Below are 23,124 nucleotides of genomic sequence, written 5' to 3' on the forward strand. Positions count from 1 at the left end.
CGGCGGCGGGAATTCGTGAGGAATGGCGACAGTTTACCGAAAATACGCGATCAGGCTCGCGCGCCGAGCCGCCAGAGCGACGTGACCTCGGCGCGGCGCGCGGCGTGCAGGGGATCGTCCGCGTCGGCCGACTTCGGGTGTGCGGGGCGGATGTCTTCGCGGCCGAGCACGACGAGGCCGGCTTCGTCGATCCATTGCAGCAGCGTGTCGCGCGGGCGCAGGCCGAGATGCTCGGCAAAATCGGACAGGATCAGCCAGCCCTCGCCGCCCGGTTCGAGATGGTCGGCAAGCCCCGCGAGGAAACCGCGCAGCATGCGGCTGTCGGGATCGTAGACCGCGTATTCGATCGGCGCGCTCGGACGGGCCGGCACCCACGGCGGGTTGCAGACGACGAGCGGCGCGCGGCCGGCCGGAAACAGGTCGGCTTCGACGACGTCGACGCGCCCGGCATGACCGAGCCGCGCGACGTTCTCGCGGGCGCATGCGAGCGCGCGCGGATCCTGGTCGGTCGCGACGATGCGCTCGACGCCGCGCGACGCGAGCACGGCCGCGAGCACGCCGGTGCCCGTGCCGATATCGAACGCGAGCGAGGTCGCGGGCAGCGGCGTGCGCGCGACGAGTTCGACGTATTCGCCGCGCACCGGCGAGAACACGCCGTAATGCGGATGGATCGGCGCGCCGCCGAGCGCCGGGATCGGCACGCCCTTCTTGCGCCATTCGTGCGCGCCGACGAGGCCGAGCAGTTCGCGCAGCGACACGACCGACGGCGCGCCGCCCGGGCCGTATGCTTCCTCGCATGCGGCGCGCACGTCGGGCGCGCGGCGCAGCGGGATCGTGTAGTCGGCGTCGAGCGGGATCAGCAGCATCCCGAGCGTGCGGGCGCGCTGCGATTGCGCGAGCCGGTGCAGGTTGAACGCGTCGACGCCGACCGCGGCCTTCGCCTTCTTCGGCTTGCGTTCGACGCGGCGCGCCATCGCCTGCACGAGCTGGCGTGCATTCTGGAAATCGCCCTGCCAGACGAGTGCGGTGCCCTCGCACGCGAGGCGGTACGCCGCGTCGGCGGTGACGCGGTCGTCGGCGGGCACGGCGCGCTTCGGCGGCTGCACGCCGGCTTCGGAGCGCCAGCGCACGGCATGTTCGGCGCCGTCGGCGTCGGTCCAGTGGAAAACGGGGAAATCGGTCACGCGAGCTCGGCTACGGTTGGCTTCAGACAGGCGGCGCTACCGGACTACCGGAGTGCGCCGCGCGGACCACACCATACCGCGCTTTGCCCGCGCGGCAAAGCGCGGGCGACCGCCCTGGCCGCCACCCGCGCGATGCTCGCGGCGCGTCAGCTCTGGTCGTCCAGCGCCGCGTCCGGCGCGTTCTGCTTCACCGACGCGATGCCGTTCTCGCGGCCGGCTTCAGCCTTGTACAGCTCGCTCGTGCCGATGATCTCGTGATTGCCGGCCTTCAGGTTGAACATGAACTGGCCGTTGCTCGCGGTCTTGCGCTCGTAGCGCGCGTCGTCCGGTGCGTTCTTGCGCACGGACGCGACGCCGTTTTCCGCCGACGCCTTCGTCTTGTACAGCTCGCTGCGCAGAATGATCTCGCCGTTGGCGGCCTTCAGGTGGAACAGGAACTGCCCGTCGTTCGCTTTCTTGATGACGAATTTCGCTGCCATGGTGCCCTCTCGAAAAAGTCGTCCGGCCCTCCGGACCGAGGCAGTCTAAACGCGATTGCAGCGCAAAACGTAAGGCGCACGAAACACGATCGTCAGGAATCGTCAGACGGCGCTGCAATCGCGCCGCTTCGTCCGGCCGGGCATCCCGGGCGTCGCGCAGGCATCGCTCTAGCCGCCCCAACCCGGCGTCGCCGGCATGCGCAACGTGCCCGCATCGCTGAAACGCACGGTGCCGAGCACGCCGCCGGCGAGCCGGCCGCGCAGCGCGTACGGCAACTCGCCGCTGGCCGCCGCGCCCGGCAGGTTCCACGCCTGCCGCGCGGCGGCGAACGCCGACACCGAAACGGGCACGTCGATCACGGCTTCGCCGAAGCGCGGCACGACGCCCGAGCGATCGCTGACCCCGCTCGCGAACGGCGTGCCGTTCAGGTCGAGCGCGACCGAAATGCCGTCGTATTCGATCGGCGTGTCATTCGGGTTCTGCACGCGCAGCTTCAGGCTGAAGCGCATCTCGAGGCCCTGTCCGGCCAGCGGGTCGAGCCCGGCGACGGTCACGCTCACGGGCTCGCGCGTCAGGCCCGCGCACCCGCCGAGCGCGAAGACGGCGGCGAACAGCAGCAGCATGGCGCGCAGCGGCGCGATACGGAACAGGGCTCGTGGCATGGGCTGGCCTCCTTGCGGCAATCGATCGGCGGGTCGTCGCCGCATTGTACCGAGCGCGCCGCGCCACGCCCTGATTCGTAGTTTTCGCGCATCGGCGAGATCGTTAATAGATTAAAACTACGGAAACGAACGGCTAAACAGAAAGCGAATTAATGCCTCCCAGCATTCAATGGCGCGCGAAAAATTCAAGAGAAGCACTTTCTAATTTTTTCGTTTCCTTTACCCAAAACCATCAAGTATATTTACGCATCCTTCGAGCAGGCCGACAAACCTTCAAGCCGTATGACGGCGATTTTACGGAACGGCGACACGCCGTCCTTCCGTCCTGCGGCCTGGTACGGCCAGCCCCGTGGGTCGTCGGTTCAAAGGGAATGCACGCCCGCATAAGGGCGGGCGGCCCCGTGTCGTGCGCGCGAAATCAATTCAGTACAACCCGCGCCCGGCCATTTTGAACCGGCCAGTTAACCGACATCCGGAAACACAGAGGGGGCAGTAAACCATGATTACCTTCACGTAGTCGGCCGGCCGTCTTTTCGAATAATCCGTCATTGGCATTTCTCGTCGCTGTTGATTAACGGCGAGGGATTTCTTTTGCCGGCGTTTTCGCAGCACTGAACGATTCTTTCAACAATCGAGGTTTCAGTCATGTCGATCAACATTCACAAGATGCGTTACCTGCCGCTGGTTGCCGCACTCGCGCTCGCCGGGTGCGGCGGCGACGACAGCGGCGTCGGCTCGGCTTCCGCACTCAGCTCCGCCGGCGCGCCGCACTCGAGCTCGTCGCCCGCCGCCAACACGCCGCCGTCAGCCTCCAACGTCGACAAGAGCGTGTCGCCCGTCGAGCTGCCGGACACCGTGGTACCGGTCAACTACCGGCTGTGGTTCCGCCCGAACGATGCGCTGAACGCGTTCGACGGGCGCGCCGACGTCGAGATCAAGGTGCTGAAGCCGGTCAACAACATCGTGATCGCCGGCCACCGGATCAAGTTCACGAACGGCCGCATCACGCTGCAGCCGGGCAACATCCAGCTGATCGCGACGCCGCAGGACAAGGGCGACTTCTACCAGCTGCGCCCCGTTGCCGGCACGATCGCGCCGGGCAACTATTCGCTGCACATGGAATGGTCCGGCATCATCAACTTCAAGTCGTACGACGATCCGGCCACGCAGACGGGCGGCAGCTGCGGCGACGACCCGTATCCGGGCTGCTCGGCCGCCGAAGGCGTGTTCCGCGTCGACCTGAAGGGCACCGACGGCAAGACGAGCGGCGCGATCCTCACGCAGGGCGAAACCAACCTGTCGCGCCAGTGGTTCCCGGGTTGGGACGAGCCGGCCTTCCGGCCGACCTATGAAGTGACGGCCGAAGTGCCGCAGAACTGGCGCGTCGTGTCGAACGCGGCCGAGAAGCCGTCGACCAACGTCGGCGGCGGCTACAAGCTCGTGCAGTTCGAGAAGACGCCGCCGATGCCGTCGTACCTGCTGTTCTTCGGCGGTGGCCTGTTCGATACCTACGAGGACGACTTCTCGAGCCCGCTGCCGGGCGGCAAGGGCGGCCTGCACCTGCGCGTGTTCACGCCGCCGGGCATGAGCGACTGGGCCAAGCCGGCGATGGACCGCACCAAGCAGGCGCTCGATTTCTATTACCGCTACACGGGTATCCCGCTGCCGCTGACGAAGTTCGATACGGTCGCCGCGAACGACGCGTTCAAGGAGCAGAAGGACCTGAACTTCGGCGGGATGGAGAACTGGGGGTCGATCCTCGAGTTCGCCGACGACATCCTGCCGCAACCGGGCCAGCCGATGTCGCGCTACGGTAACGAGGTGCTGACGCACGAAGTCGCGCACCAGTGGTTCGGCGATCTCGTCACGGCCGACTGGTGGGACAACGTCTGGCTCAACGAGTCGTTCGCGACGTTCTTCGAGACGAAGACGACGATCCAGTTCTTCCCCGACGAGTTCAGCTGGCTCGACCAGGTGAAGAACAAGTATCGCGTGATCAATCGCGACATCGGCCCGAACGCGTTCCCGGTCGCGCCGAACTTCAACGACTGGGCATCGAACGACTTCGTGCTGAGCGCGAGCGCGTTCACGTACGACAAGGGCGGCCATGTGCTGAAGACGCTCGAGAACTATCTCGGCGAGCAGACATTGCGCCGCGGCCTGCAGCAGTACCTGGTCGACTACTCGTTCGGCAACGGCACGCCGAAGCGCCTGTGGGATGCGCTGTCGAAGGAAAGCGGCCAGGCGGTCGGCCCGATCGGCGACAGCTACGTGCGCCAGACGGGCGTGCCGCTGATCTCGCTCGACACGCAGTGCGACATGACGAAGAACCAGACGGTCGTCACGCTGAAACAGCAGCCGTTCCCGAACAAGAACGCGTATCCGGGCCTGCAGTGGACGGTACCGATCACGCTCGCGTACGGCCAGGGTCTCGCGAAACGCACGACGCTCGCGCTGAAGGATACGCAGACGCAGACGCGGATCGACGGCTGCACGGGCGTGGTCGCGGATCCGAGCGGTCTCGACTACTACGTCGTGAACTACAGCGACGCCGCGTGGAGCGGCCTGCTCACGCAGGTCAACAGCTCGGTCGATCCGGTGCTGCTCGCGAACCTGAAGAGCGAGGCCGCGCTGCTCGTCGCGAACAACCTCGCGCCGGCTTCGCGTTCGACGTCGATCGGCTCGGTCGCTTCGCCGGCCGCGATGAAGCTGCGCCAGACGCCGAGCTTCGGCGGCATCGCGCCGACGGTGAAGGAACGTCCGTCGCTGCGCTACCAGGGCATGTTCAAGCCGCGCAAGACGCTGGTTCAGTAACGTGATCCGGCCGGCCGGTGCCGCGCGATACGCGGCGCCGGCCGGCGTTCGACGCTTCATGTCCCTTCACGTCCCTTCACCGCCTATCGCAGGCCCCGGATGCGGGGCCTGTTTTTTGTTGCCGCCGCGTGCGGCGCCGCGCCAATGCCGACCTGGCGCCTGTTCACGCCAATAACGGGCCCTAGCGATCGTCGCGCCGGCGAAACGCCCACCACGCGGCGAGTGCGGTAAAGCCCGCGACCAGCAGCACCATCAGCCAGAACCCGTGCTTGTTCTCCGAGAACGGCACGCCGCCGACGTTCATCCCGAAGAAACCCGCGACGATGTTGATCGGCAGCGCGATCACGGTCACGAGCGTCAGCGTGAACAGCGTCCGGTTGTTCTGCTCGTCGAGCCGCGAACCGATCTCTTCCTGCAACAGCTTGATCCGCTCGTTGAGCCCAGACAGATCCGCGAGCACCAGCGAGAACTCTTCGGTCGATTCGCGCAGTTCCTGCACGTCTTCGGCGTGGAGCCACGCGGGCGGTTTCGCGAGCAGCCGGAAAATCGAGCCGGGCTCGGGCGCCAGCATGCGCTGCAGCCGCGTCAGCGTGCGGCGCATCGCGCCGAGCTCGATGCGGTTCGACGTGAGCCGTTGCGACAGGAAGCGATCCTCGATGCGATCGACGTCGATGCTCGTGCGCCGCATGATCTGGATCAGCAGGTCGGCCTGGTCGCGCAGCAGGTGCACGAGCAGTTCGGCCGGCGACCGGAACCGCTCGCCGTCGCGCACGCAGGCTCGCAGCGTATCGACTGAACGCAGCGGCTTGAGCCGCGCGGTGACCATGATGCGCCGCTCGACGTGGACGAACAGCGTCGCGATTTCCGACGGCGTCAGCTCGAGGTTGAACATCACGTCGTTGACGATCGCGCGCAGCGCGCCGTCCTCCTGCTCGATGCGCGTCGAGCGCGATCCTTCGTGGAGGAATTCGAAGAAGCTGTCGGGCAATCCGAGGTGCGTGCGCATCCAGCGCTCGCTCGCGCCGTGCGCGAGATTGAAGTGCAGCCAGACGAAATCGTCCGATGCGGCCGCATCGCGCTCGCGGCACGCGCGCAGCCATGCGGCGGCCGCATCGGCATCGAGCATCGCGCCCGATCCGCCCGGGACGAAGCGGAATCCGCACACCATGCCGGACGTATCGGCGCCGTAAGTCTGTACGATCAGGTCCATCGTGTCGAAGGTCGTGCGGCGCTCGCCGCGCCGCGCATCGCGCATTGCGGCGCCACGCCGGGAAATGGAAGGAAACGTATGCCCGATGCATGCGGCATTTTCGTGACATTGTCACATCCTGCCGTCCGGCGTAAGACGTCCCCAAAAACAACGCGCCGCCCGGTGGGCGGCGCAGGTGCGATGTGCAGGCTGGTGTGATGCCGGTTACTGCCGCGTCTCCGACTGCGCGGCGGTCGGGCAGGCCGGATCCTTGCCCCAGTGGCCGTCGCAGACGCGCCAGCGGCACAGCTGATCCTCGAAGAAGCCGCGCTCCGCGCAATCCTTCACGCGCGATGCGAGCGACCCGCCCGTCGCGGCGGCCGTCTTGGTCGGCACGACCTGCCCCTTCTGCGCGGCGACCTTCTTGTCGGCCGGCTTCGTACGGGCGACGAGCGCGGCGAGCAGGTCCGCATCCGGGTCGTCCTTCCCGGATGCCTTCGCGCTCGCGGAACGGGTCGTCGCTTCGCGACGCTTCTTCGCCTGCGCGAGCTCCGCCTGCTGTTCCTTGTGATGCTTGCGAGCCTCCGCCTTCGCGTCGGCCTTCGCATCGGCCTTGCTGCGGGCGGCGACCTTGTCGCTCTTCGTGGCGTCGGCCTTCGCGGATTTCGTCGTCGCCGCTGCTGCGGCAGCCGTCGCGGCGACGGCGCCCGCCGTGGCCGCGCCCGATGCATCGTCGGCACCGTTCGCGAGCGCGCGCGACAAGCGGCTGTTGTCCGCGCCCGACGCGCCCGATGCGGACGCAACGACCTGGGACGCGGCATCGTCGTTGACGATCGTCGCCGTTTGCACGACGGGCGCAGCCGACGCGGCATTCTGCGCGACCTGCACGGCGGCGGCGCTGGCCGGCTCGGCCTTTGCCGGTGCCTGCACGGGCGCGGCGGCCACGACGGCCGCCTCGCCGGATTGCTGCTGCCAGCGCCATGCGCCCCAGCCGCCGACGGCGACCACGAGCGCGACGACAGCCGCGATCGGCCCCTTCAGCGAACGGCGCGGCGGTTCGGCCGGCGGCGTGACACGTCCTTCCAGATTCGCGAGAATGCGCGACTGCTGCGGTTCGCCCCCGCCTGCCGGTTTGGTATCGGATAGCAGGCTGGGCGGGGTTTTCGAATTTGAATTTTCCGGCGCACTCATTCAGCGTCTCATTGAATCCTGGTTTAATTCACCGCGATAATATAGCCCGGCCTCTCAAAGCAGCCTGATTCTAAGAGCAAGCATTGCAAAACACAATCAATTCCAATTTCCGGGGATTTCGTTGATTGCCGTCGCACTCGTCGCCTATTTCGCCCTTGCCGTCGCGGTTGCGGCACTGTTGCTTTTACCGGGTATCCGCGCGACCGTTTTCGAATCCGTCGCCCAGTTTCGCGGCCGCCTGACGCGCCGCGCGAACGATCACGCCGCACGTACGCGAAGTCAAATTGTTAAATCGGCAACCGTTACGCGCGGCGCATTAAGTGACGTGCAAAATTTACTGATCCGGCGGCGCTTGATGATTATGGTGTCGGCAGGTATTCTTGCGACGCCGCCATTGGTGGCCATTGCGTTACGCGGTCGGCAATTATTTCAGTACGACGACACGGCGCGCGTGCCTGACGAGAAGATCGCCGCGCTGCTGCAGGGCGAACAGCTCGTGCCGCCGCCGCCGTTGCCGCCGGAAGTCTTTGCCACGAAGGAAGTCGAACAGGTACGGCCTGCGCTGAGAGATGCAAGCCGCGACTGGAACCTGCTGGATCCCGATTTCCGTACGCGTTTGCTGCTGGTCTACAAGATCATGCACGAACAATATGGTTACGAGATGGCGCTGCTGGAAGGTTATCGGAGTCCGGAACGACAGAACCGGCTCGCGCAGATGGGCACCAACGTGACCAATGCGGCGGCCTTCCAGAGTTATCACCAGTTCGGGCTCGCGGCCGACAACGCGTTTCTGCGCGACGGCAAGCTGGTCATTTCCGAGAAAGATCCCTGGGCGATGCGCGGCTACCAGTTGTACGGACAGGTCGCCGAGCAAGTCGGCCTGACCTGGGGAGGCCGTTGGAAAATGATGGATCTCGGGCACGTGGAATACCATAAACCCGGTTTTAAACTGGGACGCGGCAGCTAGTCAGGGCTGCCGGACAAGAAATAATGAGGGCGGCATGGGGCTTTTTAATCACCCGGCAGGAAACGATTTGGGCGGCGCAAACAATCGGGCATTCCGTTGCGCGATTTTTTCAGGCAGCCGCTTCCGTTTTAATTCTCACAGCGTCCTTTCATTATTGCGCGCGCCTTCTCCGATGCCGCGGGCGCATTGATGCCAGCCCCCTTCATCCCGTTTGACAGCATGGCGACACATCGCGGCGCCACGCTTGCCGCTCGGCGCGCCTGCGTCGCCTCACCGAATCGCACCGGAACCTGAACGTCCTATGCAACGCATCCTCAACGTGCTGACTCATCCGCGTACGCTCTCGATTGTCGGGATCGTCGCGCTAGCGGCGATTCTCTTCATCGCTGCCGACATGCTGCAGCTGCCGCTCCTGTGGGCGGCGGTCGCCTTCGCGGCGATCCTCGTGCTGTGGCTCGGCGTCGCACTGGTGCGCCGCTGGCGCGTGAAGCGCGCGAACCGGCAGCTCGGGCAGGTGCTGGAAGAGCAGGCGGAAACCGGCAAGATCGCCGCGCCGGCCGCGGCCGCGCTCGCACCCGACACGAAGACCGCCGACCTCGACGTGCTGCGCACGCGCCTGTCCGACGCCGTGAAGACGATCAAGACGTCGAAGATCGGCCAGGTGTCGGGCGGCTCCGCGCTGTACGAACTGCCGTGGTACATCGTGATCGGCAACCCGGCCGCCGGCAAGAGCAGCGCCGTGCTGAACTCCGGCCTGCAGTTTCCGTTCGCGGACAAGAACAGCGCGGTGATCCACGGCATCGGCGGCACGCGTAACTGCGACTGGTTCTTCACGACCGAAGGAATCCTGCTCGACACGGCCGGCCGCTACTCGGTGCACGAGGAAGACCGCAGCGAATGGCTCGGCTTTCTCGGCCTGCTGAAGCGCTATCGTCCGAAGGCGCCGATCAACGGCATCATCGTCACCGCGAGCATCGCCGAACTCACCGGCAACCGCCCCGAGTTCGCGATCAACCTCGCGAAGAATCTCCGTCAGCGCGTTCAGGAACTGACGGAAAAGCTCGAGGTGTTCGCGCCGGTCTACGTGATGTTCACCAAGGCCGACCTGATCACCGGCTTCACCGAATTCTTCAGCAGCAGCGACAAGCACGAATACGACCGCGTGTGGGGCGCCACCCTGCCCTACGAGCCCGATGACAAGCGCGACGTGGTCGCGCAGTTCGACACGCACTTCGAGGAACTCTACGAAGGGCTGAAGGAAATCAGCGTCGCGCAGCTGTCGCTGTCGCGCGGCAACCAGCTGTCGCCGGGCCAGCTGAGCTTCCCGCTCGAATTCTCGACGATCAAGCCGTCGCTGCGCGCGTTCCTCGCGACGCTGTTCGAGAACAACCCGTTCCAGTACAAGCCTATTTTCCGCGGCTTCTACTTCACCAGCGCGCTGCAGGAAGGCGAAACCAACAGCGCCGCCGCGCAGCGCATCGCGCACCGCTTCGGCCTCGACGCGAGCGCGCTGCCCAAGCCGCACAGCGCGTTCTCGAAGAACGGCTTCTTCCTGCGCGACCTGTTCTCGAAGGTGATCTTCGCGGACCGCCAGACCGTGCGCCAGTTCGCGAGCCCGACCAAGACCCGGCTGCGCTACGCGACCTTCTTCGGCTTCGTCGCGGCGCTCGCACTCGCGCTCGGCGGCTGGACCTGGTCGACGATCGGCAACCAGCAGCTCGTCGCGAACGTGCAGGCCGACCTCGACAACGTCACGCGCCTGCAGCAGGGCCGCAACGACCTGCAGTCGCGCCTGCAGGCAATGGACATCCTGGAAGACCGCATCGAACAGCTCGAACAGTTCCGCCGCGACAAGCCGGTGTCGGTGTCGCTCGGCCTGTACCAGGGCGACCGTCTCGAGCAGCACCTGCTGACCGAGTACTACAACGGCGTGCGCCAGATCCTGCTCGCGCCGGTCTCGCAGAACCTCGCGTCGTTCATGAAGGACGTGAACGCGCATCCCGAACAGCTCGTGCCGATGACGCGCCCGCCGGAATCGGGGGCCGTGCAGGGCGGCGCGATTCCCGTGTCGACGAACCCGCCGGGCGCCACGCCGCTCGCCGGCGCCGCGCAAGGCGCATCCGCGGCGGCGGCGGCCGCCGCCGCGCCGCAACAGCCGGCCGCGCCGCAAGGCGGCCTCTACAGCGACGCGTCGCCGACCAACGTGCAGGACGCGTACAACGCGCTGAAGACCTACCTGATGCTGTCCGACAAGCGTCACGTCGAACAGGCGCACCTGACCGACCAGCTCGCCCGCTTCTGGCGCGGCTGGCTCGAGACGAATCGCGGCAACATGCCGCGCGACGAGATGATCAAGAGCGCCGAGCGCATGATCTCGTTCTATCTCGCCCGCGTGAACGACAACGACTGGCCGATGATCGACGCGAACCTCGCGCTCGTCGACCAGACCCGCGAGAACCTGCGCCGCGTCGTGCGCGGCATGCCGGCCCGCCAGCGCGTCTACGAGGAAATCAAGGCGCGCGCGTCGACCCGCTTCGCGCCGATGACCATCGCGCGCATCGTCGGCGACGGCAACCAGGGGCTGGTCGCCGGCAGCTATGCGATTCCGGGCACGTTCACGCGCGAAGCGTGGTTCGACTACGTGCAGCCGGCGATCCGCGACGCGGCGACCAAGGAACTGCAGGCGAAGGACTGGGTCCTGAACACGTCGACGCAGGACGACCTGACGCTGGAAGGCAGCCCCGAGCAGATCCAGAAGACTCTCGTCGGGATGTACAAGACCGAGTACGCGCAGCACTGGCAGAAGTTCATGCAGGGCATCGCGGTGCAGGGCTTCAGCAGCTTCGGCCAGGCCGTCGACGGGATGAACCGCCTCGGCGACCCGCAGGATTCGCCGATCCGCAAGATCCTCGAGACCGCGTACGACCAGACGTCGTGGGACAACCCGTCGCTGGCGAACGTCGCGATCAAGAAGGCGCAGACCGGCGTCGTGAACTGGGTCAAGCAGCTGTTCACGCGCTCGCAGGCCGGCCAGGTGGCGGCCGCGAACATCGACATCAACGGCAATCCGGCCGAGGTGCCGATGGGTCCGATCGGCCAGGAGTTCATCGGGCTCGCGCGGATCGTCGCGACGCACGACGGCACGTCGATGCTCAAGGGCTACATGGATTCGCTGTCGAAGGTCCGTACGCGCTTCAACGTGATCAAGAACCAGGGCGACCCCGGCCCCGGCGCGCGCCAGCTGATGCAGCAGACGCTCGACGGCAACGGCTCGGAACTCGCCGATTCGCTGAAGTTCGTCGACGAGCAGATGCTGACAGGCCTCACCGATTCGCAACGCAAGTCGCTGCGTCCGCTGCTGGTGCGGCCGCTGATGCAGGCGTTCTCGGTGGTGATCCAGCCTGCCAGCGCGGAAGTCAACAAGGTATGGAACGCGCAGGTCTACCAGCCGTTCCAGAGCTCGCTCGCGACCAAGTACCCGTTCGCGGCGAACGCGAAGGTCGAGGCCGGCGCCGGTGAAATCGCGCAGGTGTTCGGTCCGGACGGTGCGATCGCGAAGTTCGTCGGCACGACGCTGGGCCCGCTCGCGGTGCGCCGCGGCGACACGCTCGCCGCCCGCACGTGGGGCGACATGGGCATCGGCCTCACGCCCGACTTCACGAACGGCTTCGCGCGCTGGGTCGCCCCGCTCGCCGGCGACGCCGCGGGCGGCGCGGCCGCGGCGGCCGAACCGCAGACCGTGTTCCAGATCCTGCCGCAGCCGAGCACGGGCACGACGGAATACACGATCGCGATCGACGGCCAGCAGCTGCGCTACCGCAACACGCCGCCGCAGTGGACCAACTTCGTGTGGCCGAACCCGCAGGGCTCGCCGGGCGCGACGCTGTCCGCGACGACCTTCGACGGCCGCACGGTGCAGCTCGTCAACGAACCGGGCCGCTACGGTCTCGAGAAGCTGATCAACTCGGCGCAGCGCAAGCGCCGTCCGGACGGCACCTTCGACCTCACGTGGGTCCAGGGCAGCGTGAACGTGTCGGTGACGATGCGCATCATCAGCACGTCGCAGCCGACCAGCAGCGGCGGCGACCAGCCGCAGCAGCAGAGCCTGCGCGGCCTGCAGCTGCCGTCGTCGGTCGCCGACGCGAGCGCGGGTGCCGCGCAGAACGCGACGCAGGCCGGCTCGGGCGCGCCGGCGGCCGCACCGGCCGTCGCGGCCGCCACCGCAACGAACGCACAGGGGGCGCAATGACGCAAACCGTTCAGGCGCAGATCGCCTACTTCGGCAAGATTCCGTCGCGCGGCGACTTCGTGAAGAGCCAGCACAATCCGCAGTTGCTGCAGACGCTCGATCGCTGGATCGCGCAAGCACTCGAACTGCTCGCGGAGGATCCGCGCTGGAAGATCGTCTACGAGGATGCGAAGCCGATGCATTTCGCGTTCCTCGGCTCGCGCAGCAAGCTCGCCATCGCGGGCCACATGGTCGCGAGCCACGACGTGTCGATGCGCCGTTTCCCGTTCCTCGGCGCGACCGCGCTCGAGGTCGACCGGCCGCTCGCGTTCCTCGCGCGCAGCCCGCTCGCGTTCGCGCGGCTGTGGTCGCGCGTCGCCGCGCAGATGCCGGCGCTGCTCGCGAAGGAGGAGCCGCCCGGCGCGCTGCAGGCGCTCGGCGATACGCAGGTGCCGATCGACGTCGGCGGCCCCGGCACGTCGCATGACGGCACCTTCAACGACTTCATCGAACACCAGTCGCTGTACGGCCTGCAGCAGATGCTGCTCGAAAGCGGTCATCCGGTGCGGCTGCGCGGCGCGATGCTCGCGCTCGGTTCGCTGTTGCGGCCCGTGATGCAGAGTGGCTCGTCGCACATCGAGCGCGGCCTCACGCTGCCGCTGCCGGTCGACCCGTTCTATCGCAGCCTCGTCGCCGCGTTCTGGCTCGAACTGATCGCACCGTTCGTCGCGCAGGCCGACTTCGAGCTCGCGATCTTCATCGGCACGATCGCCGAACGCGAACGGCTGATCATCGGCTTCAACGGCGCGTCGTCGAAGACGCTGCTGAGCGTCGTCGATCCGCAGACCTACGCCGCCCACAACATCGACATCGACGATCCCGAGTGGATCGACGCCCATGCGCAAAACGATCACCAGATCAGCAAGCTCGTCAGCTACCTCGACCAACCGCAACTCTCGCTGCGCGTCGCCATCGACGCCTTCCGCGAAGCGTTCATCGGAGGCTGACGGGATGCAACGCACGATTCAGGTCCGGCGCACGCGCTTGTCGCCCTTCGTATCCGCTCTCGCCGCCGCGGGCCTCGTCGCCTGCGGCGCGGCCCATGCGCAGAACACGGGCGGCGCGACCGTCACGCCGGTCGGCAACGGCACGGTCGCGGCCACTGCCCTGCCCGGGAACGCCAACCCTGGCGCCGCGTCGGCCACGGCGTCCGGCACGGTGGTGCGCGGCACGGCCGGCACGATCGCACCGCCGCCCGCGAACGCGTCGCCCGGCCAGGTGGTGGTCGGCGGCAAGGTGCCCGACGAGGCGACCAAGGCCGCCGTGCTGCAGAAGCTGCGCGACACCTACGGCGCGGCGAACGTGGTCGACCAGATCGAGGTCGGCGACGTCGCGACGCCGCCGAACTGGAGCGCGAACGTGCAGAAGCTGCTCGGTGCGCAGTTGAAGCAGATCAGCAAAGGCCAGCTGAAGATCAACGGCACGCAGATCGAGATGAAGGGCGAGGTGCACAACGAGGCGCAGCGCCAGCAGCTCGCGAGCGACATGGCGAATACGCTGAATCCGACTTATACGATCAAGAACGGGCTGCGCGTGTCGGCGTCCGAGCAGGGGCTGCTCGACCAGACGCTCGCGAATCGCACGATCGAGTTCGAAACGGGCAGTGCGACGCTCACGCCGCAAGGCAGGCAGATTCTCGATCAGATGGCGGCCGCGCTCGCGAAGATGCAGAACCGCACGGTCGACATCATCGGGCATACCGACAACTCCGGGAACCGGACGTCGAACATCGCGCTGAGCCAGGCGCGTGCGGACGCGGTGAAGGGGTATCTGATCACGAAGAGCATCCCGCCGCAGCAGATGACGACGACGGGGGTCGGGCCGGATCAGCCTATTGCGCCGAATGATACGGCCGAAGGGCGGGCGAGGAATCGGCGGATCGAGTTCCGGGTGGGGCAGTAGGCGGAGCATTCGGGGGTATGGCGAGAATCCAGCAATTCCGATGAAATTCGCTCTGCGCTGCTTGCGATCGGCCATTCTTCTGGTTTTCGGTGCGGTCTTCGTGCTGGTGGGCGCATCGGGCGTCATCAATTCGGCCATCCTCGTTCGCGCTGGTGCATGGCCTCATGTCCCCGCCTTCGTCGAGCGATGCGAGTTGTCTCTGCGATATGGCAAGTCCGACGTGACATGGGAAGCGCGCGCCGTCTTCCGCTATGGTGCAGGGCAGACGCAGCACTACGACACGACGTGGCGGCCTGCCGGGTCGCCTGTTTATTCGCGTTCGGCCGCGTCGAACATCGGTCGCGAACAGTTCGCCGCGTTCACGAAGACGTATTGCGGCGAGGCCGGGAACGATGGTCTGCGCGTTTCGCCGATGTTTCCGGGTATTGCGCGGCGCAACGAAGCGGTTGTGGGCGGGGAATGGGTACGAGAAATCGGATTCGGTCTGTTCGCCTTGGTCGGCGGCTTGATGCTGTGTGCGGTGAGCATTGCGCTGCTTCCGTGGATCGAGGATCGCAAAAAGCATGCGGTGCGGCGCAAAGCACGGCGCGCGCGGAATCGCGCCAGCGGTGCGTGATGCGGACGTGCAGGCCGGTTTCGCGGAGTTGCTTGTAGGCCAGGCGCCATGCTGAATCTGCCGTGAGTCGATGTTCGGCGGTTCAGCATTCGAATATGGCGGTCATCTCGCGGAGCGCTCTTCCCTGATAGACAGCGAGGCTGGCGCTCCGTCATCCAGCAACGCCGCTCAATGAATGGGGGGAGTTGTGCCGCCCTTGTAGCCCCGCGCCCATTCCTGGCTCTGCTTGGCCGCCTGGTCGATACGTGCCGCGGCAAGATCGTCTTTCTTGCGCTGCTTCGCTTCCTTTGCGAGATCGCTCGACCCGAACGTATCCTTGTCGCGAGTGCGGAAGTACAGTGACGGCGCCAGCACGTGGTCTTGCCAGCTCGTCAACAACGTATCGTGGACAAGCATGTCGAACAGCGCCATGACCTCCTGCGGAAGCGGATGCTTGCCTTCGACCCCTTCCTTCCAGGCCGACACCAGCTCCATCTCGGCTTCCGGCAGCATAGCCGCCTCGATCGCGTCCGCGCTCGCCTTGTTATTGGAGTCCCACGAATCCGGCATGTTACGGATACGCTCGGCGGATTGCTTCAGGCCGTCCTGATACGACGCGCGGCGCAGCTTCTTTGCCGCTTCCTTCTCGAGACGCTCCCAGACCGTCGAATAGTCCTTCGGCGCTTCCGCGATCAGCTTCTCATAGCGCTTTTGTGCCGCGTCGCTCGCTGCCTTCATGCCCCGCAGCTTCGCCTGGTCCTCCTGGCTGCGGCTGGCCAGCATGCTCATGTTGATGCCTTGTCGCTGCAGTTCCCAGTCGAGTTGCGACTTCGCCGTCTTGCGCTGCAGGTCAGCGTCGCTCATGTTGCGTTTCCAGTCGGCAACCGGGTCGGCAATCGTGCGGCGGAAGTCGGGATCCATGTAGCGGGCTGCAATCCAGCGCATGAAGACTTTCGAATGCTCCATGAAGTCGGCGCCGGGCTTGCGCGGGACGAGGGTGCGGTAGGCGTTGACCAGCGCCTTGATTCGATACTCCTTACCACCGTACTTGATCGGATCCGAGAGCTTGAAACGCTTGAACACCGGCGCGTTGTACAGGTACAGATCCTCCATGGTGTCCATGACCGCGCCCGCCTTGATCGCTTCCAGCAACATGTCTTGCAGCGGGACTCTCATCAATTCGGCATTGAGCCCCATGGCCCCGCTCGGCGCGCCGCCGACGACATCACAGCTCGTGCCCGGATAGAGAAACTGTTCGCCACGGGTTTTCTCGAGACTGTCGAGTCGCTGATAGAAGCGCATCTCATGCGCAGCGGCAAAATGAACGCAGCGCTGCACACTGGCCGGGATGGCGAGAGGACGATCCTTGAAGCTGGTTTTGAGCATACCCAGATAAGGCACCATTCCGATCAGCTCGCCGGCCTCCTCCGACATGATGGATGAAACTGCATCGAGCAATCCGACGAATTTGATCTGAATCGACACACCGTCAATAGCGAGATCCGTGTCGTCCCTGCGCTTGTATTTCTCCGCCAGATCGTTGATGAACGCACGTGCGAGCACGCACCCTCGATCCGCGCCGAACACCGAAACCTCGATCGCCCGGACTTTCGGCATCTGGCTCTTGACGGCCTCGTACGCAGTCTTGAACTGGTCCTTGGCGGCGATCAACCGCGTATCGACACCTGTGCCGAAAGCTTTGGCCATGACGGAATTGTCACGCACGATCGGCACGTTCTCCATCGCTATACCGACAAAGAGGCTGCGAGCGACCGCCCAGCCCGCCTTCATCGGAGCGCCTTTGACGTTGTTCTTGAAGTCGTTCTTCGCGTTGCGCCACAGCAGCGTTCCGGTCGCCTTGGTTCGTTCCCAGTATCGCTCCGGCGATGCATTCAAGACGTTCATGACACGCCGCGCCTGAGCGGGAATGCGTTCGATATCCTTCCGAAGATCCTGGAATGCCTTGTCGATTGGTCGAAGCGAGAAATCCCCCTCGAGGAACCCATCGATGAGCTGCTTCTTTACGTCGTCGACACGTTTTTTTACGCTGGCCTGCTTGAGCGGCGTATTGACGCGCGTGAACGACTTGGCGACCGATTGCGCTCCGCTCAACGCCTTCTTGCCCCCCATCTTGCTCGCGGCTACGGCAGCATTGATCCATTCCTCGGCCTTGGCTGACTCGTTGAGGGGCGTGCCCAATCCCGAATAATAGAAGCGAAACCAGAACTGATTCGCGGGCCGTCTCGGATCCTCCATATCGCGATGCGCTTCCCAGAGCCGGGCGATATTGGAGTATTGCGAACTCGATGGATCGTCGATATCGCGATGGCGTCCGAATGCATCGAAGAAAAAGCCCATCCGAATCGTCGCGCCGCACGGCATGCAATCGCCCTTCGGGTACATCGTCGCATTCTGGTTTGCGATTTGGGCGTATACGGATGTTGGCGTCGCGTCATCCGGATCGAGTTTGACTCTTTCAGCCATGCTTTTTCTCCTCGACACGCGGCGGCGGAACCAGCCCGTCGGATATGGGTGGCACTGCGACCGGTTCGAACTTGTCGCTCGTCAATTCAGACAGAACATTCTTCGGCAACGATTGCATGGACTTCGCAAAAGCGCCTGGCTTGCCGGCATCCGCTTGCAACATGCGCTGGATCTCCGGATGCGAGTCGAAGCGACTGTTCACGAGCAGGTTGTAGTAAGCGTACTGCTTCAAATCGTCGAGATCGACGAGGCGGTACTTCAACCATGCCAACGCAACAACTCGAGCGACACGACGAAACTGCTGGTCTTCACGCTCGTCGTACCGCTTGCTCAATTGCGCCTGATACCTGCTCGCCATCCAGCGCGACACATCGATCATCGGAATACGCGATTCGTCCATCAACGCGCCAGGAAACTGAAGCTCGACGTGACGATCCGGATAGAAGTGAACCTCGAGGATTCGATCGCCTACCTTCTCCGGAACCTGCGATGGGGGCAACGTCGCCTTTGCCTCGGCGTGAAGCGTTTCCTCATTGCCTTTATGCCACTGGTCGACGTCGACGTAATTCCACTTGACCGTGAACTCGGTTCCCTGGAGCTTGTAGCAACACGTCACCCCGCCCCCACCACCCGGCAAGCTGTTCCCCCCACCCGCCTTGTTTCCGTGGGCATCGGTGATCGTGAACCCGTCCAGGTTGTACGGCAGATAGTTGTGAGCGATGACCGAAACGCCGCTATATGTCGGCTCCGACTTGCCGCACGCCGCCATGGCCGTCACGAGCAGACACCCAGCCAGAACACGGCTCGCCAGCCCCGAAAATCCCGTCGTGCTATTCACTGATGTTTTCCTTCCGAATATTGTCGAGCATGCGTTGCAGGCATATCCCACGCATCGGTATCGTTCCGCCCGTCACGTAAGCGGCCCTTCCACTCATAGCCAGAACCTCTCCCCACGAAATCAACCATGTCGCGCCTCGTCCATACGCGGTGACGGCAGCAAGCCGTCAGGAACCGCCGGGACAGCCACGGGTTCGAAGCGGCCGCTCGCCAAAGCCGACAGCACGTTCTTCGACAAGGTCTGCATCGACTTCGCGAACGTACCGGGTTGACTGGCATCAGTCTGCAAGATGCGCTGGACCGTCGGGTGCGAATCGAATCGACTGTTCACCAGCAGGTCGAAGTACACGTATTGCGCGAGATCACGCCAGTCGGTCAGCCGATATTTCAGCCACGCAGCAGCCACTGCACGCGCGATGCGACGATGCGATTGCCCGTCCGTATCTGCAAATTTCCTATCCAGTTGCGCCTGATAACGAGTCGCCATCCATCGGGAAACCTCGACGATCGGAATACGCGACTTGTCGAGAAGTTCGCCCGGAAATTGAAGCTCGACGTGACGATCCGGATAGAAATGAACTTCGAGAATGCGGGCGCCGAGCTGCTCAGGAACGACCGACGGTGGCATCACGACCTTTGTCTCGACCTCCTGCATGTGCGAGTCGTCCATCGTCCATCGGTCTGCATCGTAATACTTCCATTCGACCGTGAACTCGGCGCCCTTGAGTTGGTAGCAACACGTCACGCTCCCCCCACCTGCACCCGGCGGGTCGTCCCCGCCGCCGCTTGCCTTGTTTCCAAACGCGTCCATCACGGTGAAGCCGCTCATGTTGTACGGCAGATAATTCCGACCCATTACCGAAACTCCGCTATACACCGGCTCCGACTTGCCACACGCGCTCAAAGCCGCCGCAACCAGGCACATCGCCGGCGCGGACCTACGCCACGCCACGAAGCGCCTCCATCGATTCCCGCTCGTGCGCATCGCGAATCGCATTCCATGTCGCGTCGTCGATCGTCGCCAACGCGTCATTGAGCGTCGTCTCTCCATGCGCCACGGCTCCAAGGCACACCCGCACCGCGGGATGCTCGTCGAACCGGGGCGCAACCAGCACGCCCGTCATTACGTAGCACTGCAATTCCGCTTCTTCGGCAATCCCGTGCGCTGCTGCGCGTTCGAGTTGCTCGACAACCTGATCATGGAGTTCCGCATCGGACAGGTGATCGACCACCGCCGCCATCGTCTCGCGAAACTTCAGCACGAGCTTGTCCGGGTACCCGAGCTCGATCAGTAGCGCGTGCTGCCGCTCGCTGAGGTCCGGTGCGTCGCTTGCCGACATCACACCTTCAACCGCCGGCGTGTCGTTGCGCCACACGACTTCGTCGAGCCGACGATCGCGATATCGGATCTCGCTAAACGGCGCGACGAACTGCTGCGCCTGCGTGTCGCTCCACACCTGTCGGAGCCGCCCGAATACAAGATTGTCGAAGAAGAACAGGTAGTACGCGCGACCGTTCGGCAGCGCGTACTTCACGTACTGGCGCAGATGTGCATCCAGCGCGTCGAACGACCACGCCGAGCACAACCACGTCACCGCATGCAGATCGACGGCATCCAGCCACAGCTGACGCAGCACGCGATGCTGCTCCGCATCCCCGCCGTCGAGTGCGCGACCGTCGAACGCAATCAGGTACGGTGCGATATCCGTATAGGCATCCAGCCCGGTATCGGTCCAAAGGGACGCGTAACGCAGGCCGCGCACGGCTGCCAGCTGCGTGTCCAGCTCCTGATAACCGCGCGTGTCGACGAGCACGTACAGACGCATCGGTCTGCCGTCGCCGGCCTCGTGCTCCAGCGATGCCTTCAGCGTCTCCACGAACGCCGGCCATTCACGCTCGCGCGGATTGGGCCCATCCGCCGCCATCTCGATGGTGTCACCCGTATCGTTGACTTCGTCCATCAATCCGCCTCGACCATCGATTCACGACCGCTATGCGCATTCAGCACGCATTGCTTGCACGTGCCGCCCGGCATCGCGGGCAGCGGATACTGCATGCTCGTCGGTCCGCTGAACTGGTGCTGAGCGCCCTTGAAATCTACCTTCCCCGGCGCGTGAATCTCGATGTTGCCGCCCTTGATCCGGATATAGGCGCCACCCGACGTGAGCAGGATCTCCTGCTTCGCGGCCACGTCGACGGCCTCGGTCGCCGCCATCATCTTCACGGTCTTCTGCGCTGTGAGTTCGATGCTGTCCGCATGCGCCTGAACCTCGACCTTGCCCTTCGCGGCGAACAGCTTCATCCCGGCGTTCTGCGCGAACAGGCTGATGCGATCCCGGATGCCGGCGATCAGCGACTTCCCGCTGGTAATGAACGTACTTTGACCACTGACGATATTGGTCTGCCGGTCGCTCGCCAGGTGCACCGACTGCTGCGACGCCACCCCAATCCCCGCCGGGCTCGCGAACAACATCACCGGCTCCTTGAACGCATTCGCATTCCCCGTCCCGCCGCCTGCGGTCCTGCCACCGCCCGAGGCCGCCCCCGCCACGCTGTTCTGCGTCGCCTCGGCGAATTGCTTGAGCGCATCGCGACCGGTGCCGAGACTCTCCGCCTGATGCATCTCGCTGACCTGCGACATCGATTCGATCAGCCCCTGCGCATTGCCAAGCTGCTGCTTCGCCTCACTCACGTCGAGCGGCTGGCTGTTCGCCTGCTTCGGATGCGTCGTCACGTACAGGCCCTGCCCGGCTCGCATCGCGCCGTACGCGTCCGTGCGCAGGTCGAAGCCTGAGCCGAGATACGCACCGCGCGTGTTCCCGTTCTGCTCGATCAGATAGCCGAGATGAAGCAACGAATTCGCACTGCTGCTGAACAGGCGCGCGCGGTTCTGCCCGGTCGCGTCGTCGAGCACCATCTCGTTGTGCCCCGATCCTGCATACTCCTTCGACCGGAGGCCCGACAGGATCCCGTTGCTATGCCACTGCGGCCTGGTCGCACCGTTGTACACGCGATGCATGACGATCGGCCGGTCGCAGTCGCCGCCGATGTAGCCGATCAGCACTTCCTCGCCGACCCGCGGAATATGCACGCCGCCGTACCCGCCGCCGGTATCGGACTGCACGACACGCATCCAGCACGACGCGTTCTCGCGGCCTTCGCTCTGGCGGTCCCAGACGAACATGACCTTGATCCGGTTCAGCTCGTCCGTATAAACCTCTTCGCCCTTCGGCCCGACGACGATCGCCGTCTCGAGCTGCATCGCGGGCTTGCGATGCTCGAACGGGCTGCGGTACGGCACGCTCGCGCGCTGCGCTTCGACCTCGACGAGATAGAACCCGGCGGAGCCGTCGTCATGCCCAACTTCGAATGCCGCCGCTTCCCCGTGACCGGCCTTCACCTGCGCCAGCTGGTCCTGCAGGCTATGCGGAAAGCTCGCTTCGTGGTCCGAAACCGGCAGATTGTTCTCGATGTACCGCGTGACGCCGATGGCCGCGAACTCGCGCTCGCTCGCCGAATCGCGGTCGTGCTCGGGATGACCTGTCAGCGTGAAGCGCCGGCCGGCATCGATCGCGCGCACGCCGCCCACGCCGAAGAAGCGCTTCGCGCGCGACTCCCATTCCTCGAGACGAATCTTCGACAGGTGTTCGCCGCGGTCCTGGCCCGGATACGTGTACGCGCCGGTGTATTCGTAGATTTCCGCCTGGCCCGGCAGGTCCCCCTGGCCGGCCTTGGTCGGCAGCGACGTGCCGTTCGGATTGGCCGCCGACGACGGCGCTTTGTAGTCGAAGGTGCGCGTCGTGTGCAGCGTGCTTTGCAACGTCCGCGATGCGGTCCACTGCGTAAACCCGGCGGTTTCGGTGCCGCTGCCGGAACGATCGAACGTAACGACATTCGGGGACAGCGCATCGACCGCATGCACGTCGTCGGTGATGACGAGCGTATGCGCCTTCCCGTCTTCGCTGTGCCGCCAGAACCCGAACAGCCCTTCGTCCTCCATCAGCCGGTGCACGAAGTTCCAGTCGGTTTCGCTCTGGCGACAGTACGACCGGGACGGCAACGGTTTCGACAACGCGAACTGGTATTGGCCCCTGGCCTGCGGATGCGTATCGAACACGTCGGAGAGAATTGCGTCGACCGGCTGGTCCTGCCAGTACCGCATGTCGCTGCGGAACTTGAGGAAATGCATCCACGACGCGAAGCGCAGCTGGTAACTCGACAGGCTGCCGTCGGCGCCGAGCCGTCGCGCCGTGTGGACATAGCCGTTGATCGGCAGATACGACTTGTCCGGCTGCTGGATCCACAGCGTGATCGGCTGCGCGATCAGCGTCTTGAGCTCGACGTCGCTCGCGGTGGACACCAGATCGAGCGCCACGCTGAAATCGCGGCCGAGCGCCGAACTGGTCACCGCGCGGCGCGGCACGAGCGCATTGTTCGGCAGCGACGGGATGTCCGTCTTCAGCAGCCGATCCTGCTGGATCAGGCCACCGCGAATCGCCTGTGCCAGTTCGGTCACGTTCATGCGTCACCC

The 23,124-nt window shown here is 65.0% G+C and carries 16 protein-coding genes; 6 read left to right on the forward strand and 10 right to left on the reverse strand.

Annotated features, from left to right (window positions below; genetic code table 11):
• Positions 1-50: 50 nt before the first annotated feature.
• From DIE17_RS25590 to DIE17_RS25600, 3 genes are all read right to left on the reverse strand, one after another.
• A complete protein-coding gene (locus DIE17_RS25590) occupies positions 51-1,184 on the reverse strand; it encodes a methyltransferase (RefSeq protein WP_124522201.1) in 1,134 nt (377 codons plus the stop codon).
• Between the two features lie 146 nt (positions 1,185-1,330).
• A complete protein-coding gene (locus tag DIE17_RS25595) occupies positions 1,331-1,663 on the reverse strand; it encodes a YegP family protein (protein ID WP_044845911.1) in 333 nt (110 codons plus the stop codon).
• Positions 1,664-1,831: 168 nt separating this feature from the next.
• Positions 1,832-2,326 (reverse strand): LEA type 2 family protein, encoded by a 495-nt coding sequence (locus tag DIE17_RS25600; protein ID WP_124522203.1) that lies wholly within the window; start codon positions 2,324-2,326, stop codon positions 1,832-1,834.
• 645 nt (positions 2,327-2,971) lie between these two features.
• On the opposite strand from DIE17_RS25600, the gene DIE17_RS25610 reads away from it, so the two are divergent.
• Positions 2,972-5,140 carry a M1 family metallopeptidase gene (locus DIE17_RS25610; protein WP_044845913.1) on the forward strand — a complete coding sequence of 723 codons (2,169 nt, stop codon included), beginning with the start codon at positions 2,972-2,974 and terminating at the stop codon, positions 5,138-5,140.
• Between the two features lie 181 nt (positions 5,141-5,321).
• Here DIE17_RS25610 and DIE17_RS25615 read toward each other — a convergent pair whose 3' ends face one another.
• Both DIE17_RS25615 and DIE17_RS25620 read right to left on the reverse strand, forming a co-directional pair.
• Complete coding sequence (locus DIE17_RS25615) at positions 5,322-6,350, reverse strand: transporter (protein ID WP_044845996.1); 1,029 nt, start codon at positions 6,348-6,350, stop codon at positions 5,322-5,324.
• 204 nt (positions 6,351-6,554) lie between these two features.
• Positions 6,555-7,520, reverse strand: coding sequence for a phage tail protein (locus DIE17_RS25620; protein ID WP_124522205.1), 966 nt, complete (start codon positions 7,518-7,520; stop codon positions 6,555-6,557).
• Between the two features lie 121 nt (positions 7,521-7,641).
• On the opposite strand from DIE17_RS25620, the gene DIE17_RS25625 reads away from it, so the two are divergent.
• The 5 genes from DIE17_RS25625 to DIE17_RS25645 all read left to right on the forward strand — a co-directional run bounded on the left by DIE17_RS25625 (position 7,642) and on the right by DIE17_RS25645 (position 15,293).
• Positions 7,642-8,487, forward strand: coding sequence for a M15 family metallopeptidase (locus DIE17_RS25625; RefSeq protein WP_044845915.1), 846 nt, complete (start codon positions 7,642-7,644; stop codon positions 8,485-8,487).
• A 301-nt stretch (positions 8,488-8,788) separates the two neighbouring features.
• A complete protein-coding gene (gene tssM / locus DIE17_RS25630) occupies positions 8,789-12,736 on the forward strand; it encodes a type VI secretion system membrane subunit TssM (RefSeq protein WP_124921386.1) in 3,948 nt (1,315 codons plus the stop codon).
• A complete protein-coding gene (tagF, locus tag DIE17_RS25635) occupies positions 12,733-13,722 on the forward strand; it encodes a type VI secretion system-associated protein TagF (RefSeq protein ID WP_124487877.1) in 990 nt (329 codons plus the stop codon). Before tssM ends, tagF begins: the two co-directional genes overlap by 4 nt.
• Positions 13,723-13,726: 4 nt before the next feature.
• On the forward strand, positions 13,727-14,677 hold the full coding sequence (locus tag DIE17_RS25640; protein ID WP_124487876.1) for an OmpA family protein: 951 nt from the start codon (positions 13,727-13,729) through the stop codon (positions 14,675-14,677).
• Between the two features lie 40 nt (positions 14,678-14,717).
• Positions 14,718-15,293 (forward strand): DUF3592 domain-containing protein, encoded by a 576-nt coding sequence (locus tag DIE17_RS25645; protein ID WP_124487875.1) that lies wholly within the window; start codon positions 14,718-14,720, stop codon positions 15,291-15,293.
• 168 nt (positions 15,294-15,461) lie between these two features.
• Here the strand turns inward: DIE17_RS25645 and DIE17_RS25650 are convergent, their stop codons facing one another.
• From DIE17_RS25650 to DIE17_RS25670, 5 genes are all read right to left on the reverse strand, one after another.
• The gene (locus DIE17_RS25650) at positions 15,462-17,756 is read right to left on the reverse strand and encodes a DUF2235 domain-containing protein (RefSeq protein ID WP_124522210.1); all 2,295 of its coding nucleotides are present in this window, start codon (positions 17,754-17,756) and stop codon (positions 15,462-15,464) included.
• On the reverse strand, positions 17,749-18,525 hold the full coding sequence (locus DIE17_RS25655) for a DUF3304 domain-containing protein (protein WP_124487919.1): 777 nt from the start codon (positions 18,523-18,525) through the stop codon (positions 17,749-17,751). The genes DIE17_RS25650 and DIE17_RS25655 overlap by 8 nt, the downstream gene beginning before the upstream one ends.
• 189 nt (positions 18,526-18,714) lie before the next feature.
• A complete protein-coding gene (locus DIE17_RS25660; protein WP_124487918.1) occupies positions 18,715-19,518 on the reverse strand; it encodes a DUF3304 domain-containing protein in 804 nt (267 codons plus the stop codon).
• 13 nt (positions 19,519-19,531) lie between these two features.
• Positions 19,532-20,554: a DUF4123 domain-containing protein gene (locus DIE17_RS25665; protein ID WP_124487873.1), complete on the reverse strand. Its 1,023-nt coding sequence runs from the start codon at positions 20,552-20,554 to the stop codon at positions 19,532-19,534.
• Positions 20,554-23,115 (reverse strand): type VI secretion system Vgr family protein, encoded by a 2,562-nt coding sequence (locus tag DIE17_RS25670; RefSeq protein ID WP_124522212.1) that lies wholly within the window; start codon positions 23,113-23,115, stop codon positions 20,554-20,556. The genes DIE17_RS25665 and DIE17_RS25670 overlap by 1 nt, the downstream gene beginning before the upstream one ends.
• Positions 23,116-23,124 lie beyond the last annotated feature (9 nt).

Origin of the sequence: Burkholderia sp. Bp9099 (assembly GCF_003857805.1) — a bacterium.
GTDB lineage: Bacteria > Pseudomonadota > Gammaproteobacteria > Burkholderiales > Burkholderiaceae > Burkholderia.

Excerpts from the sequence above, each read along its gene's own strand:
- DIE17_RS25645 (WP_124487875.1), top strand. The coding sequence starts at position 14,718 with ATGAAATTCGCTCTGCGCTGCTTGCGATCGGCCATTCTTCTGGTTTTC.
- tssM (WP_124921386.1), top strand. The coding sequence starts at position 8,789 with ATGCAACGCATCCTCAACGTGCTGACTCATCCGCGTACGCTCTCGATT.
- DIE17_RS25655 (WP_124487919.1), bottom strand. The coding sequence starts at position 18,525 with ATGGCGGCGTGCGGCAAGTCGGAGCCGACATATAGCGGCGTTTCGGTC.
- DIE17_RS25665 (WP_124487873.1), bottom strand. The coding sequence starts at position 20,554 with ATGGACGAAGTCAACGATACGGGTGACACCATCGAGATGGCGGCGGAT.
- DIE17_RS25615 (WP_044845996.1), bottom strand. The coding sequence starts at position 6,350 with ATGGACCTGATCGTACAGACTTACGGCGCCGATACGTCCGGCATGGTG.
- DIE17_RS25595 (WP_044845911.1), bottom strand. The coding sequence starts at position 1,663 with ATGGCAGCGAAATTCGTCATCAAGAAAGCGAACGACGGGCAGTTCCTG.
- DIE17_RS25620 (WP_124522205.1), bottom strand. The coding sequence starts at position 7,520 with ATGAGTGCGCCGGAAAATTCAAATTCGAAAACCCCGCCCAGCCTGCTA.
- DIE17_RS25650 (WP_124522210.1), bottom strand. The coding sequence starts at position 17,756 with ATGGCTGAAAGAGTCAAACTCGATCCGGATGACGCGACGCCAACATCC.
- DIE17_RS25660 (WP_124487918.1), bottom strand. The coding sequence starts at position 19,518 with ATGTGCCTGGTTGCGGCGGCTTTGAGCGCGTGTGGCAAGTCGGAGCCG.
- DIE17_RS25640 (WP_124487876.1), top strand. The coding sequence starts at position 13,727 with ATGCAACGCACGATTCAGGTCCGGCGCACGCGCTTGTCGCCCTTCGTA.
- DIE17_RS25600 (WP_124522203.1), bottom strand. The coding sequence starts at position 2,326 with ATGCCACGAGCCCTGTTCCGTATCGCGCCGCTGCGCGCCATGCTGCTG.
- DIE17_RS25670 (WP_124522212.1), bottom strand. The coding sequence starts at position 23,115 with ATGAACGTGACCGAACTGGCACAGGCGATTCGCGGTGGCCTGATCCAG.
- DIE17_RS25610 (WP_044845913.1), top strand. The coding sequence starts at position 2,972 with ATGTCGATCAACATTCACAAGATGCGTTACCTGCCGCTGGTTGCCGCA.
- tagF (WP_124487877.1), top strand. The coding sequence starts at position 12,733 with ATGACGCAAACCGTTCAGGCGCAGATCGCCTACTTCGGCAAGATTCCG.